General features: G+C 62.8%; 13 protein-coding genes and 1 other RNA gene. 4 read left to right on the top strand and 10 right to left on the bottom strand.

Annotated elements, in window-relative coordinates:
• Positions 1 to 222 precede the first annotated feature (222 nt).
• From CHB90_RS01520 to CHB90_RS01505, 4 genes are all read right to left on the bottom strand, one after another.
• Entirely contained in the window at positions 223 to 828 is a 606-nt protein-coding gene (locus tag CHB90_RS01520) for an inner membrane-spanning protein YciB (RefSeq protein ID WP_089276087.1), read from the bottom strand.
• A gap of 40 nt (positions 829 to 868) precedes the next feature.
• A complete protein-coding gene (locus CHB90_RS01515; RefSeq protein ID WP_089276086.1) occupies positions 869 to 1771 on the bottom strand; it encodes an EamA family transporter in 903 nt (300 codons plus the stop codon).
• Positions 1772 to 1799: 28 nt separating this feature from the next.
• Entirely contained in the window at positions 1800 to 2954 is a 1155-nt protein-coding gene (gene ftsY / locus CHB90_RS01510) for a signal recognition particle-docking protein FtsY (RefSeq protein WP_089276085.1), read from the bottom strand.
• Between the two features lie 210 nt (positions 2955 to 3164).
• Complete coding sequence (locus CHB90_RS01505) at positions 3165 to 4850, bottom strand: NAD(P)H-dependent oxidoreductase subunit E (protein WP_089276181.1); 1686 nt, start codon at positions 4848 to 4850, stop codon at positions 3165 to 3167.
• Between the two features lie 164 nt (positions 4851 to 5014).
• Between CHB90_RS01505 and CHB90_RS01500 the strand changes: the two genes are divergently transcribed.
• Complete coding sequence (locus tag CHB90_RS01500; RefSeq protein ID WP_089276084.1) at positions 5015 to 6046, top strand: alkane 1-monooxygenase; 1032 nt, start codon at positions 5015 to 5017, stop codon at positions 6044 to 6046.
• 55 nt (positions 6047 to 6101) lie between these two features.
• Positions 6102 to 6500 carry a hypothetical protein gene (locus tag CHB90_RS01495; protein ID WP_089276083.1) on the top strand — a complete coding sequence of 133 codons (399 nt, stop codon included), beginning with the start codon at positions 6102 to 6104 and terminating at the stop codon, positions 6498 to 6500.
• Positions 6501 to 6503: 3 nt separating this feature from the next.
• On the opposite strand, the gene CHB90_RS01490 is transcribed toward CHB90_RS01495, so the two are convergent.
• A complete protein-coding gene (locus CHB90_RS01490; protein WP_089276082.1) occupies positions 6504 to 7352 on the bottom strand; it encodes a LysR family transcriptional regulator in 849 nt (282 codons plus the stop codon).
• Positions 7353 to 7785: 433 nt separating this feature from the next.
• Between CHB90_RS01490 and CHB90_RS01485 the strand changes: the two genes are divergently transcribed.
• Together CHB90_RS01485 and CHB90_RS01480 are read left to right on the top strand one after the other, a co-directional pair.
• Complete coding sequence (locus CHB90_RS01485) at positions 7786 to 8571, top strand: Bax inhibitor-1/YccA family protein (protein WP_089276081.1); 786 nt, start codon at positions 7786 to 7788, stop codon at positions 8569 to 8571.
• Positions 8572 to 8661: 90 nt separating this feature from the next.
• Positions 8662 to 9120, top strand: a complete 459-nt coding sequence (locus tag CHB90_RS01480) for a cupin domain-containing protein (RefSeq protein WP_089276080.1) — start codon at positions 8662 to 8664, stop codon at positions 9118 to 9120.
• A 365-nt stretch (positions 9121 to 9485) separates the two neighbouring features.
• On the opposite strand, the gene rpmG is transcribed toward CHB90_RS01480, so the two are convergent.
• The 5 genes from rpmG to CHB90_RS01455 form a co-directional block, all read right to left on the bottom strand.
• Positions 9486 to 9653, bottom strand: a complete 168-nt coding sequence (gene rpmG, locus CHB90_RS01475) for a 50S ribosomal protein L33 (protein WP_089276079.1) — start codon at positions 9651 to 9653, stop codon at positions 9486 to 9488.
• 129 nt (positions 9654 to 9782) lie between these two features.
• Positions 9783 to 10168: RNase P RNA component class A (gene rnpB, locus CHB90_RS01470), an RNA gene on the bottom strand.
• 28 nt (positions 10169 to 10196) lie between these two features.
• Positions 10197 to 10907, bottom strand: a complete 711-nt coding sequence (locus CHB90_RS01465) for an alpha/beta fold hydrolase (RefSeq protein ID WP_089276180.1) — start codon at positions 10905 to 10907, stop codon at positions 10197 to 10199.
• A 191-nt stretch (positions 10908 to 11098) separates the two neighbouring features.
• A complete protein-coding gene (locus tag CHB90_RS01460; protein ID WP_089276078.1) occupies positions 11099 to 12157 on the bottom strand; it encodes a transporter substrate-binding domain-containing protein in 1059 nt (352 codons plus the stop codon).
• Between the two features lie 3 nt (positions 12158 to 12160).
• A complete protein-coding gene (locus tag CHB90_RS01455; protein WP_089276077.1) occupies positions 12161 to 13288 on the bottom strand; it encodes a LysM peptidoglycan-binding domain-containing protein in 1128 nt (375 codons plus the stop codon).
• Positions 13289 to 13424 lie beyond the last annotated feature (136 nt).

Genomic DNA, 13424 nt, shown 5'->3' with positions numbered 1-13424 from the left:
CTTGCGGCCCGCCCCCGGGTGCCTCAGGCAGCAAAAAAGCGAGCGATGGGTTCGGGGAACAGGCGGGTCTGTTCACAGGTGAATCGCAAAGCGGCAAACGCGCCGTCAGGCGCGATTCGGCAGGGCTGGCGGGCGGGCGATGTTGCGGCCCGCAGGGCCGTGACGAGTCCCGCACGACGACCGGCACCAAGCCCAGTTATCAAACGCGTTGCCGCCAAAGCCTTATTCGCTGTCCGGGTCCTCGCTGCCGTGCGCCTTGAACAGCCTCCCCTGGAACATGAAGAACACGAACACAGCCAGCGGAAGCCCGGGGAACTTGAACAGGACCCAGGTCTCCGTGCTCATGGTCCGCCAGATCACTTCGTTCAGCACCGCAAGGCTCAGAAACAGCGCCATCATCCGCCGTGTCAGGATCATCCAGCCCTCATGTTTGAGCGGAATCAACCCCTCCATCACAAGTTGCAGCCAGCTTTCGCCCCGCATCAATCCCACCGCCAAGGCCCCACCGAACAGCAAATAGATCAAGGTCGGCTTCATCTTGAAAAAACGGTCGTCATTCAGCCAGACGCTCAAGCCGCCAAAGACCACGATCAGCACCGCCGTGACCATCTGCATCCGGCTCAAATGCCCGGTCAGCCACCACAGAGCGCCCATCCCGATCAGAAAGACCGGAATAAACCCGGCTGTGACCACGATAAAGCCCTCATACTCCGTGCCGCCGATGACAAAGGTCCGGTCCTTGAGCAAGAAATAGGCGACCAGAAAGCCGATCAACGGGCCGAACTCCAGCGCCATCTTGACCATCGGGTTGACCTGCCGTTTTTCCATGCCGCGTCTCTCCATCCTGTTTCCGCCTCCCTTAGGGGCTTCAGCCGCCAAGCTCAACAATCACCGCTCCGGCGGCGATCAGGGTCATCAGCGCAATCCGCCGCGGCCCAACCGTTTCCCGCAGCACCAGCCAGCCGATCACGGCGGCAAACACCGTCGAGGTTTCGCGCAGCACCGCTGCCTCACCGACCTTGTCCAGCCGGGTTGCCATCATCACCGACCCAAAGCTGCCATAGGCCACCAGCGCCCCGGCCAGCCCTCGCGTCAGCAGGGGTTTCAACGGCACACCGGCCAGCCGATGTCGCATCCGCGTCACCAGCATCATCAGCGGGAAATCCAGCGAGGCGAGGAAAAAGAACCACGCCAGAAAGGTGAACGGGTTCGCCGTGGCCCGGATGCCGTAGGCGTCATAGGTGGTGTACAGCGCCACAAACAACCCCGTTGCAAGCGCATATCCCAGCGCGGGGACCAGAGTCTCGCGCGCGGTTTCCAGAAAGATCAGGTTGTAGACCGCAAGGCCAAAGATTCCCGCCAGCAGAACGCCCAACCCCATCCACTGCACCACGGAAAACGTCTCGCCAAAGATCAGCCAGGCGCCGATGACGGCAAACAGCGGCCCGGTGCCGCGCACCACCGGATAGACCACCGTGTAGGCGCCGCGCATATAGGCCTTGGCCTGCAACACCTTGTAACCGAAATGGATCACCACCATCCCCAAGAAAAGCGGCCACATATGCGGCTCTGGCCAAGGCACCAGAAAGATCATCGGAAAGGTCAGCAGGACCAGCCAAGCGTCGATTGCCACCCGCGACACCCAAGGATCGTGCCGCCCCTTCTGCAACGCGCCGAAAACCGCGTGCAGAAAGGCCGCCAACAGCGCCAGCATCAGCGCCGCCTGATGCCCGGCCTCCGTCCCCTCGAGCGAGATCAGCCACTCGCTCATGCGGTGGCCGACCGGCGGGTGTCTGGCGTCATTCCGTGTCCAGCCCGGTCAGGGCGGCGGCAAATTCCTCGGGGTCGAAGGGCGCAAGGTCGTCAATCTGCTCACCGACGCCGATGGCGTGGATCGGCAGGCCGAACTTGTCCGCCAGCGCCACCAGCACACCGCCCCGGGCGGTTCCGTCCAGTTTGGTCATAACCAGCCCGGTGACATCGGCCAGCTTGCGGAAGGTTTCAACCTGACTAAGCGCGTTTTGCCCGGTGGTCGCATCCAGCACCAGCAAAGTGTTGTGCGGCGCATCCGGGTCTTTCTTGCGGATCACGCGGACAATCTTGGACAGTTCTTCCATCAGGTCCGCGCGGTTCTGCAACCGACCGGCGGTGTCGATCAACAAAAGGTCCGCACCTTCGGCCTGCGCCTTGGTCATGGCGTCAAAGGCCAGACTGGCCGGGTCGCTGCCCTCGGGCGCGGTCAGGACCGGCACACCGGCGCGGTCGCCCCAGACCTGCAACTGCTCGACCGCCGCGGCACGGAACGTGTCACCGGCGGCGATCACCACTTTCTTTCCGGCGGCCTTGAACTGGCTGGCCAGCTTGCCGATTGTCGTGGTCTTTCCGGATCCGTTCACGCCGACAACCAGCACGACCTGCGGCTTTTTCGAATACAGCGGCAGCGGCCGCGCCACCGGCTCCATCACGCGGGCGATTTCAGTGGCAAGCGCCTGCTTGATCTCGACCGTCGACAGCCGCTTGCCAAACCTGCCTTCGGCGATGTTGGCGGTCACCCGCAGGGCCGTGTCCACCCCCATATCCGAGGCGATCAGTAGCTCCTCAAGCTGTTCCAGCATGTCGTCGTCCAGCACCCGGCGCACCACCGGTGCGCTGTCTGGCTGTCGCCCCAGGAGACGCCCAAGAATGCCGCCTTGCGGTTTCGCGGGGTCGGCCTTTGGCGGCTCCGCGGGGACCGGGGTCGCCGCCTCGGACTTGGAGCGCGCCGGATCGGGGGGGCTTGCCGCCGCTGGCCCCGGATCTGTCGGGCGTTCGGGCGTCGGGCGCGATTGAGGCGTCGAGGCCGCTGCCTCAGCCGGGGCGTCCTCGCCCCCGTCCTGGACAATCGCATCCAGACCCTCGTCCAGTTTGGACGAGGATTTCATCAACCGGTTCTTGAGCTTGCCGAAAAAGGACATGAGGGTCGCCTGATGCTGCGGTTTCCTCCACCTAATACGCCTGAGCCTGCAATGGAAGGCAGCTTGCGGCAAAGGCTTGGCCCTGGGTCAGGCAACAGAGCAGCGACATCACCTCGCACAGAGCGGGAAGATTGACCAAATCCAGCCCAAAACTTGTCCACAGTGGCCTGTGGACAAGTTTCCATGACAAAATACGATCTAGCGCCCCGATCAGACTTCGTCGGGGAAATGCTTGATGGTCATACGGATCGGGTTCGGTGCCGCCTGCCCCAACCCGCAGATCGAGGCATCTGCCATGGCCACGCAGAGTTCCTCCAGCAAGGGCTGGTTCCACCGTTCGGCGCTCATAAGCTTGACCGCTTTTTCGCAGCCCACCCGGCACGGCGTACACTGGCCACAGCTTTCGTCCTCAAAGAACCGCAACATGTTCAGCGCGGCATCGCGGGCGCTGTCCTTGTCGGACAGCACGACAACCGCTGCCGATCCGATAAAGGTGCCGTGCGGTTGCAATGTGTCGAAATCCAACGGGATGTCATCCATGGACGCGGGCAACAGGCCGGATGAGGGTCCGCCCGGCTGATAGGCCTTGAGGGTGTGCCCTTCGGCCATGCCGCCGGCAGCCTCGATCACGTCACGGATGGTCGATCCGGCAGGCAAAAGATGCACACCCGGCTGGGCCACACGACCTGAGACAGAGTAGGACCGCAAACCCGTGCGACCGTTCTTTTCCACCCCCGACAGGATTTCGGGCCCCTCGCGGCAGATCTTGGCGACCCAGAACAGCGTCTCGATATTGTGTACCAGCGTCGGGCGATCAAACAGACCGATCTGCGCAACATAGGGCGGCCGATGGCGGGGCATGCCGCGCTTGCCCTCTATCGATTCGATCATCGCGCTTTCTTCGCCGCAGATATAGGCGCCCGCACCGCGCCTCAGGTCGATATAGCCTTTGTCGACCACACCCGCCTCTTCGATCTTGGCAATCTCGATGCGCAGGATCTCCAGCAAGGCCGGGTATTCGTCACGCATGTAGATATAACAACGATCCGCCTCGACCGCCCATGCGGCAATCAGCATTCCCTCAAGGAAAACATGCGGTTCCCGCTCAAGGTGAAAGCGGTCCTTGAAGGTTCCCGGCTCCCCCTCGTCGCCATTCACGGCCAGATATCGCGGACCCGGATTGGCGCGGACAAAGCCCCACTTGCGCCCCGACGGGAAACCCGCCCCGCCCAATCCGCGCAGGCCAGAGGACAGCACGGTTTCCTGGACAACTTCCCAGTCGCCATTGGCCCGCAGGTCCTTTAGAGACGCATAGCCACCACCTGAGGAATAGGCATCAAACCCTTGATAATCGGGGATATGTGCGTGTGTGTCCCCGGCGTCGATCGCCGCGCGCACCTTGTCCACAGTTGCGTGGTCGATGTGATTGTGGCCCAGTTCCAGCACCGGCGCGGTATCGCAGCGCCCCATGCAGGGCGCACGCACAACGCGAACCTCTGCCGGATCCATGCCCTCTTCCAGAGCGGCGCGCAATTGCTCGGCCCCCGCCAGTTCACAAGACAGCGAATCGCAGACTCGCATGGTCAGGGCGGGCGGCGGGGTCTCACCCTCCTTCACGATGTCGAAATGGGCGTAAAAACTGGCGACTTCATAGACTTCGGCCATCGACAGGCGCATTTCCTCGGCCAGGGCGCGCAGATGCGCGGCGCTCAGGTGGCCATAAGCGTCCTGGATCAGGTGCAGGAACTCGATCAGCAGGTCGCGGTTGCGCGCCCGGTCGCCCAGCAACGCCTTGACCTCTTCCCAGGCCTGATCCTCGACCTGGCGGCCCTTGGGCGTGACCCGCCCCTTGCCCTTGCCCGATTTCCAGACGCCTTTGCGTTCGTCGAGTGCCATGCGTGTCTCCCTTGCCTGCGGCGCAGCATATAACTGTTCTTCCCGCCGCAGAGACCGAAAAGCGACGCATTCCAGCATCGCCGCGCCCTGAAAAACGCCCGGTTTCGTCGCATCGGGAACGGAAAGTTCCGATATGTTAAACTCCGGACCATATGGGAGCATTCATGCAGCGGTTCATCTTGGCAACGTATGGACTAATCTTGCTTCTCGCGGCGGCAATGCTGTTCGGCGCGCCGTTCCCCGCGCTTGCCTTGGCCTATGTGACTGTGTTCGCCTGGTTCTTGGACCGTCTGTCGGCCCTCGCCGCGCCGGATCATCCAGGACAGGAGTTTCCCGCCGGGGACGGGTTAGCGGTCAGTCTGGCGCTGGCGCATTTCCCACTGTTGTTCGGCGGCGTCTGGACCCTGGCGCAGAGCGCTGCAACAAAGATGGACAAGGCGCTGATTTTCCTTGCGCTTTCCTTGTTCATTGGACAAGTGGGAAACTCCAATGCGCATGAGTTGATCCACCGCGGTTCCCGCAGCCTGCGGCGGTTGGGTGTGGCGGTCTATACTTCTATCCTTTTCGGGCATCATGCCTCTGCCCATGTGCGCGTCCACCATGTTCATGCGGCGACCCCCCGCGATCCAAATTCCGCGCGTCCCGGGGAAAGCTTTTATGCCTTCGCTCTGCGGGCTTGGGTCGGGGCCTTTCGCGCAGGGTACCGGGCCGATTCGCGGCTGCGGCGGGGCGCCGGTCTGCACCCCTATGTGGGCTATCTGCTTGGCGCGGCTGCGTCGTTGTCGTTTGCCCTGATGCTGGCGGGCCCCAAAGGAGTGGCCGCGCTGATCGCCATATCGGCCTACGCTCAGGCGCAACTGTTGTTGTCCGACTATGTCCAGCACTACGGGTTGCAGCGGTGCGAAATCACCCCCGGCAGGGTCGAGCCGGTTGGCCTGCATCATAGCTGGAACGCGCCGCATAGTTTTACCTCTTCCCTGATGCTCAACGCGCCGCGCCATTCCGATCACCATGCCCATCCCGCACAGCCCTATCCGGGGCTGGAGATTGACCGACAGACCATGCCGATCCTGCCTTATTCCCTACCCACCATGGCGGTCATCGCCCTGATCCCGCCGCTCTGGCGCCGGATCATGGACCCGCGCGCCCGCAAATGGGCCAAGGCAAGCCACCGGCCAGAGCCCGCCTACGGTTAACCATTCATGAATACCCCACTTCCGGGCGCGGGCGCATTCTGGCAATTTGTGCCGTATGAAACACATTTTCGCCCTTGCCCTGACCTGCCTGACCGCTCTGCCCGCGCTGGCGGCAGAACCGATGTCGGCCTCTGAGTTTGAACGCTATGTGACCGGAAAGACCCTGTATTTCGGCCTCAACGGAGAGGCGTACGGTGTCGAAAAGTACCTGCCCGACCGGCAGGTGACCTGGTCGTTCCTTGATGGCAAATGCAAGGAGGGCTTCTGGTACGAAGAGGCCAGCCAGATCTGCTTTGTCTATGAGGACAACCCCGACCCGCAATGCTGGAGCTTTTTCAAGGAAGGTGCCGGACTGCGCGCGGTGTTTGAAAACGACCCCGCCAGCACGGTGCTGTACGAGGCCCTGCAAGACGACAAACCCATGCTGTGCCACGGCCCCGACGTGGGTGTCTGACGGTCAGGCCAGGACGGACATGCTTTGCCGGATCTCATCGCTGAGCGCGTGGGTGATGGCGGGCTGTCCGCTGCCGACATACAGGTTGATCTTTTGCAGGCCCAGTTCCGGCAGCCCGCAGCCATCAATGGGAATCAGATAGGATGCGGAATGCCCCTCTAGCCGGGCCGTGACCGCCAGATCGGCGCTGACGGTGGCGTCGATGGTGGTTTCACTGTCCGAATCCACCGCCAGTTCCCAGTCCAGCCCGGCCGCGTCCAGCCTGCGCATCGTCTCTTCGCGAAAGCCGCAGGTGCGGGCAAAGGCAATCCGTAGCGGTCGCTGCCGCACCGCCTGCCCGTTCGGCGCCCCGAACCAGCGCATCGGCACCTCCAGCAGCGTCTCACCGCCGGCCTCGACCCCGGTTTCGGTGGTCATGATCACATCCATCTCGCCGCGGGCGAACTGCGCCTTCAGCACGCGGGTGAATGAACTGACCAACTGGATCTTGACCCGCGGATGGGTGCGCCCCATGCGCTGCAACACCAGCGGGATCGCCGGATAGACGATGTCCACGGGCACGCCAAGCCGGATTTCGCCCTCCCACCCCTTGTCGGTCAGGCGCCCATAAGCCTCATCGTTCAGCTCGACCATCTTTTGCGCGTAAGTCAGCAGCTGCGCCCCCGCCGGGGTCAGCGTCACCCCGCGCCCGGTGCGGTCCAGCAACTTCTGATCCAGCATCTCTTCCAACCGCTTGATCTGCATCGAGACCGCGGATTGCGTCAGGTTCAGAAAGCCCGCCGCCCGCGTCACCCCGCCCGACTGGGCCACCGCTGCAAATGACCGCAGCGTGGTCAGGTCCAGATTGCGCATCTATCACACCTCGTGATGGGTTTCGTCACATACATTCGCTTTCAATATCAACCACGGATCGCATAATTGATCAACGTCAAACATGTCACGACGAATACGTATCAATTTTCGTGAAGGAACCCATCATGATCCGCACCTCAGATCCGCTGTTTCCCGCTTTCCTGTTCCGTCTCGGCGGCAAAATGCGGGCTGGCCTGATCCCTTCTCGCGTTGGCCCCCCTGCAATCGCGCGCCCCGAAGCCCGGCCGTGCTGGGACGCACCGGCGCATTGGATAGAGCCAGAGCACCATTGGTGACAATAACACACATCTAATGCTGCCAAATGGACGTGAAGTTCTTGAAAATCCGCTCCGTTCCGCCAATATCTACGACAACTCCGGGCGCACGCGCGAGCGGCGTCCGAGGGAACATCAGGGATTATTCGGAGGCTTAAATGGCAGATTATCAAACGGTCCGGGCAGCTGGCGTCTCCGGCGCACGCGCTGCCCAGATTGACGAGGGGCTGCGCGCCCACATGAACAAGGTCTACGGCACCATGTCCGTGGGCACATTCATCACCTTCCTGGCCGCATGGGCCATTTCAGGTCTGGCGGTCACAACTGACCCCGCCGGTGCATCGGTCATGATCCGTGATGGCCAGTTCCTCACCGGACTGGGTGAGGCGCTGTACATGTCGCCGCTGAAATGGGTGATCATGTTTGCGCCGCTGGCGTTCATCTTCTTCGGCTTTGGTGCGGCTGTGAACCGCCTGAACGCTGCGGGTGTGCAACTGGTGTTCTACGCCTTTGCCGTGCTGATGGGCCTCTCGCTCAGCTCGATCTTTCTGGTCTACACCGGCCTGTCGATCATCCAGGTCTTTCTGACGACGTCGGTCGCTTTCGCCGGTCTGTCGCTCTGGGGCTACACCACGAAAAAGGACATCTCCGGTTGGGGATCGTTCCTGATCATGGGTGTGATCGGCCTGCTGGTCGCCTCGATCATCAACATCTTCCTTGGCAGCCCGGCGATCCAGTTCGCCGTGTCGATCCTGGGTGTGCTGATCTTCGCGGGCCTGACAGCCTATGACACGCAGAACATCAAGAACACTTATCTTCAGCATGCCGCGCATGGGGACAAGGAATGGCTGGGCAAGGCTGCCATCATGGGCGCCTTGAACCTCTACCTCGACTTCATCAACATGTTCATGTTCCTGCTACAGCTTCTCGGCAACCGCGAGTAACACATCGCAATAATCGTGCTATAGGGATAGGGCCGGTCACTTGACCGGCCCTTTTTTCGTGTTGGGCCTTGGGCGGCCATGGGAGACAACATGCCGATCATTACCGAAGATACTGTGCAGCGAAAGTCGGGCGATGGGACGCTGGGGCGCTATGAATCACTCTTGTTCAGCGATTCCGGCGGGCTGACGCAATTTGGCGCGGTGGTGGAAATCCTGTCGCCCGGGGCCAGTTCCTCGTACCCACACTGGCACGAATCAGAAGATGAGATGGTCTATGTGCTGGACGGCACCCTGACCCTGATCGAGGGCGACCACGAGGAGGTCATGTCCAGCGGGTCCGCCGCGACCTTCGTTGCCGGAACGGAAACCTCGCACAGCTTTGTCAATCGCTCGGATGCGCCGGCACGAATCCTTGTGGTCGGCACGCGCACCCCGCGCGACCGGGTGCACTATCCCGGTGAGGACCGTGTGAAACTGATCGAACGTACCAGCGATGAACACCGCTGGACGCATCTCAACGGCGCACCTGCGGACCCCCTGCCCGAATAGTCGCAAACGCAACACCTGGATGATCGCTGGTTCATCCGGTTTCCCGGCCTGCGCGTAGTGATCCCTGCTTGGGGCGCACAAGCCGAGCGCCGCCTACAACGGCGCCAACAAAGGCGCGGCTATCAGCCTGCTATGATAGCACCACACAGACGTGCCGGACCGCGCGTCCGGGGCCGTCACGACGTCAAACTGGTGTCGCCCTGCCGCCGCTGTCGGCACGTCCTCCGGCGTACCCGAAACACCCACCCGCCCGCGTCCAGAGCCTGCGCCCACGCCATCGCGGATTCAGCCCACACAAACACGCACACAAAGGGCCGCGCAGGATCACCCCTGCGCGGCCCCAAAAAACGTTCAGCCGGAATGGCTTACTTGATCTTGCCTTCTTTGTATTCCACATGCTTGCGCACAACGGGGTCGTACTTTTTGATCGACATCTTCTCGGTCATAGTCCGAGCGTTCTTCTTGGTCACATAAAAGTGGCCGGTGCCCGCAGTGGAGTTCAGGCGGATCTTGATTGTGGTCGGCTTCGCCATGGGTCGTCTCCTGCAACACGCGGGAGCCCGCGCGTGAAATCCGTATGAAGCCCGCCTTTTACCTCTTGTCTGCCCCGAGTCAACCACTTCTTGACCAAGTCCTGACAGGCGGGCGTGTCAGGCCGGGATTTGCGCGGAGGGCCTGTAAGCCGGATTCTGTTCTTGAGCCGGTTTCCCGGCCCTCAGACGACCATTCCTCTGGACCGCGCGTTGCCACGCGGCTCTAGCTGCCAACCCGGATCACCAAGGCCAAAGCGGCCCTGCACCCGAAGGTGCGTGTGATCCCTATTCGGCATTGCTCCCCGGTGGGGCTTGCCATGCGGGCGCTGTTGCCAGCCCCCCCGGTGGGCTCTTACCCCACCTTTTCACCCTGTCCCGAACGCGAACGAACGGGCGGTCTGTTTTCTGTGGCGCTTTCCGTCAGGTTGCCCTGCCCGGGCGTTACCCGGCACCGGTGCTTTGGTGAGTCCGGACTTTCCTCTCATGTCTCCACAAGCGGCCGTCCGGCCCTCCGCGCCCGTGTCCCTTAGGCAATGCCCCGCGTCAGCGCAAGAGCAAGGGCTGCGCCAGCCAGTCGCGCAAGGCGTCCGTCACCGCCTCGGGCTGTTCCAGCGTCGGCATGCGGCCCGCGTCGTCGATCACCCGCAGGTCAGCCTTTGGGATCATCTCGGCCATGAAACTGTGGCGCTTGACCGGATACAGCGTGTCCGCGGCCCCACACAGGATCAGCGTCGGCACGTTGATCCGCCGCAAGGTACCCTGCTGGTCGCGCCGCCGTTGCAGCGCGCGCGACTGGCGCACAAAGACCTCTGTGCCCAACCCGCGCGCCATGTCCAGCACCAGCGCCAGAACCTCGCGCCGATGCGGTCCGGGCGCAAGGTCGCCTTGCCGGAACGTCTCGGCCAGCACGTCTTCGAAACGCCCGGCGCGGGCGCGAATGATCTGCGGATCGCGCAGCGCGGCCACCTGCGGCGTCTCTGCCAGCGGCGTCGTGCCCATCAGCGCCAGCCGTGTCACCCGCTCGGGCGCGCGGCGATACACCTCCATGGCGACAATCCCACCCATCCCGTGCCCGACAAGCGCAAACCGGGTCGGCGCAAGATCCAGCAGGGTTGAGGCGATTTCCTCGATCCGGTCCCCTTGGGAAATCGGCGCGGTCATCACCGCCTGATCGCGCGACAGGTCGGCGATCTGCGGGCCGAACAGCCGGGCATCACACATCTGCTCTGGCAGAAAGACAACCGTCTCAGTCATGCGAGCGGAGAACCCCAGCCCCGACATCCACTTTGCCTGCCACTTTGCTTACTCCGCACACAGCTGCTATCTGGCGGCACCCTAACAGATGCGACAGCGGGCGAAAGTGGCCGCAGCGGCCGGGGACGGCGGGCGGGGCGATGTTCCGGCCATGGGCTGGATCGAGCGCCGTCTGGCGTCCCAGCAAGGCGTCAGTTGGTCTTGATCTGGTCCCAGAACACGCCCAAATGCCGTGACACGATCTGGCTATAGCGGTCGGTCTTCTTCAACTCGGCCAGCCCGGCGTTGATCCGGTACAGATGTGTCGTCCCGCGCCAATGCTTTTTCGAGATGATCACATGCAGCCCCTCGACCGACAGCGGCTTGTCCAGCGGCACCACCTGTCCGCGCAACCCCATGTCGTCGATGGTCTTGGCGCCCAGGAACACGTTGACCGTCACCGCATCCACCCGCCCCGCCATCAGCTCGCGAAAACACGCCTGCGGATCGTCTGCCTGCACCAGCGTGATCAACCCCCGGTTCAGCCACTCACGCCCCGGACGATCCAGATCATGGGTGAAATAGCCCTTGGGCCGGCACAGCACCTTGCCGATCACATCTGCGTCGGTGTCATAGACAAAGCCTGAGTCCGGTCGGGTGAACAACAACACCAGAATCTCGACCAGCGGGTCGGAGAAATGGAAATTGGCGCAGCGCTCATTGTCCGGCGTCTGGGCGCAATTCGGCTTGAGCCAGGGAAAGCCCATGTCCGCCTCTTTGCTGTCCAGAATCGGGAACAGGTGTTTGGACCAGTCGTCCTGCCAGGTGATCGAATAGGTGACCGGGCTTGGCGTCGCCTCCAGCGCGGCGTTCACCAGTTCCGTCACCATCCCCTGCCCCGGCCATTCGCGATCCGTAAAGGGCGCGTAGTTCGACCCGGTGATCAGTTTCATCTCGGCATTGTCCGGCCCCTGCCGCAGCGGAGTGGCATCGGCGCGCACCTCCCCCTCCTGGCAGGGCAGGTCCAGCACATCTCCGGGCGAGACCTGAAACACGCTCGACCGCAGCCTGTCCTCATTGGCGTAGTAGATCAGCGTCCATTTTTCGGGATCGCCATAGCGCCTTTCTGCGATGGTAAAGACGGTATCGCCCGTCTGTACTGTATACGCTTCGGGCGCGCACTGGGCAAAGCTGCCAGTCGCCCAGACCGCCGCCCAAACCGCCAGCGCGGCGGCCAGCGCCGCCGGGCCTTTCCTCCCCCCGAGGGCCATCGGTCAGAGCCCCGCCCAGATGCTGGACATGTGTTTGTCCAGCACGGTCAGATATTCGCCGCTGTCGCGCAACACCCCCAACCCCTCATCAAAGGCGGCGATCATCTCTGCCGCCCTCGGGTTCGCCTTGTGTGCCACCACATGCAGCCCCTCGATGGCCAGCGGGCGCGACAACTGCAGTTCCACGCGGCCTGACAGCCCCATATCCTTGAGCACGACACGCCCGGTGAATTCGTTCATCGCCACCGCATCGACCGACCCGTCGACCAGCCGCGCAAAGCATTCTTCGCTGCTGGGCGGTTGTTGCAGGCGCGCACCGGCCTGGATCAGATAGCTGGCGCCAAGCCCGCCGCGACCGGCGGCGTTGAACCCCAGCGGGCTGCACACCCGCAGACCGGCAAGATCCCCCTCACCCGCATAGGTCACACCGCTGCCCTTGGCGGTGAACAACACCACCAGCATCTCGAACATCGGTTCGGAATAGACGTAGTCGGTGCACAGGTCCGTAGTTGCCGCCGCGCCCTCGCAATCCGGTTTCTTCCACGGAAAGGCCAGGTCGGCCATGCCCTCTTTCAGCATCGGGTCCAGATGCACACTGCGGTCATTGACCCAATAGAACTTGTGCAGGCCCACCTTGTCGGTGGAGACAAAGGCCCGGTTCACAAGGTCGGTGATCAACCCCGAGGACATCAGCAGCCGGTTGGTAAAGGGCCGGAAATCATCCGCTGCCAGCAACCGCACATCGACCCCGCGCGCCTGCCGCGCCGTGGCCTTGATGCGGTTCTCTTGCAGCCGCTCGGCGGTGACGGGCTCTGCCGGGCTTGCGGCGACCACGGCCACCGGATTGGCCGGGTCGATCGGCGTGCCCCCCGGCAGGCCGACCGGCTTGCCCGCGATACACGGCAGCCGGTACGTCTGGCCCACCCGGATCTTGTCCGGGCTGGGGATCATCTCGCGGTTGTTGCGATAGATAACAGTCCACTGGCTGGCATCCTGATAATGCGTATCGGCAATCGCCGACAGCGAATCCCCCGGACGCACCTTGTAGTTGCCCCCACATGTCTCTGCCGAAAGCGCCATGGTTCCGGCCATGGCCACAGCCATGGACGCCGCGCACACGCGTCTGATCATTTGCCTATCCCCCAATAAACTGACGAAAAGCGTCCCCGATATTGCAGCTTCGGTCAACGCCCCCTCTAGGGAATGTAGGCTTGTCCATATCTATCAGGCACTTCGGCGGGTTTCCGCTTTCCCTGCGACCCGGCCC

The organism is Antarctobacter heliothermus, from assembly GCF_900188425.1.
GTDB classification, from domain to species: domain Bacteria; phylum Pseudomonadota; class Alphaproteobacteria; order Rhodobacterales; family Rhodobacteraceae; genus Antarctobacter; species Antarctobacter heliothermus.
Note: the sequence above shows the minus strand (reverse complement) of the source record. Positions and strands in the feature narration are given on the sequence as shown.

What these genes read in the sequence shown, in the direction of transcription:
- CHB90_RS01520 (WP_089276087.1), bottom strand. Translation starts at nt 828, where the DNA reads ATGGAAAAACGGCAGGTCAACCCGATGGTCAAGATGGCGCTGGAGTTC.
- CHB90_RS01490 (WP_089276082.1), bottom strand. Translation starts at nt 7,352, where the DNA reads ATGCGCAATCTGGACCTGACCACGCTGCGGTCATTTGCAGCGGTGGCC.
- rpmG (WP_089276079.1), bottom strand. Translation starts at nt 9,653, where the DNA reads ATGGCGAAGCCGACCACAATCAAGATCCGCCTGAACTCCACTGCGGGC.
- CHB90_RS01495 (WP_089276083.1), top strand. Translation starts at nt 6,102, where the DNA reads ATGAAACACATTTTCGCCCTTGCCCTGACCTGCCTGACCGCTCTGCCC.
- CHB90_RS01480 (WP_089276080.1), top strand. Translation starts at nt 8,662, where the DNA reads ATGCCGATCATTACCGAAGATACTGTGCAGCGAAAGTCGGGCGATGGG.
- CHB90_RS01465 (WP_089276180.1), bottom strand. Translation starts at nt 10,907, where the DNA reads ATGACTGAGACGGTTGTCTTTCTGCCAGAGCAGATGTGTGATGCCCGG.
- CHB90_RS01515 (WP_089276086.1), bottom strand. Translation starts at nt 1,771, where the DNA reads ATGAGCGAGTGGCTGATCTCGCTCGAGGGGACGGAGGCCGGGCATCAG.
- CHB90_RS01455 (WP_089276077.1), bottom strand. Translation starts at nt 13,288, where the DNA reads ATGATCAGACGCGTGTGCGCGGCGTCCATGGCTGTGGCCATGGCCGGA.
- CHB90_RS01460 (WP_089276078.1), bottom strand. Translation starts at nt 12,157, where the DNA reads ATGGCCCTCGGGGGGAGGAAAGGCCCGGCGGCGCTGGCCGCCGCGCTG.
- CHB90_RS01505 (WP_089276181.1), bottom strand. Translation starts at nt 4,850, where the DNA reads ATGGCACTCGACGAACGCAAAGGCGTCTGGAAATCGGGCAAGGGCAAG.
- CHB90_RS01485 (WP_089276081.1), top strand. Translation starts at nt 7,786, where the DNA reads ATGGCAGATTATCAAACGGTCCGGGCAGCTGGCGTCTCCGGCGCACGC.
- CHB90_RS01500 (WP_089276084.1), top strand. Translation starts at nt 5,015, where the DNA reads ATGCAGCGGTTCATCTTGGCAACGTATGGACTAATCTTGCTTCTCGCG.
- ftsY (WP_089276085.1), bottom strand. Translation starts at nt 2,954, where the DNA reads ATGTCCTTTTTCGGCAAGCTCAAGAACCGGTTGATGAAATCCTCGTCC.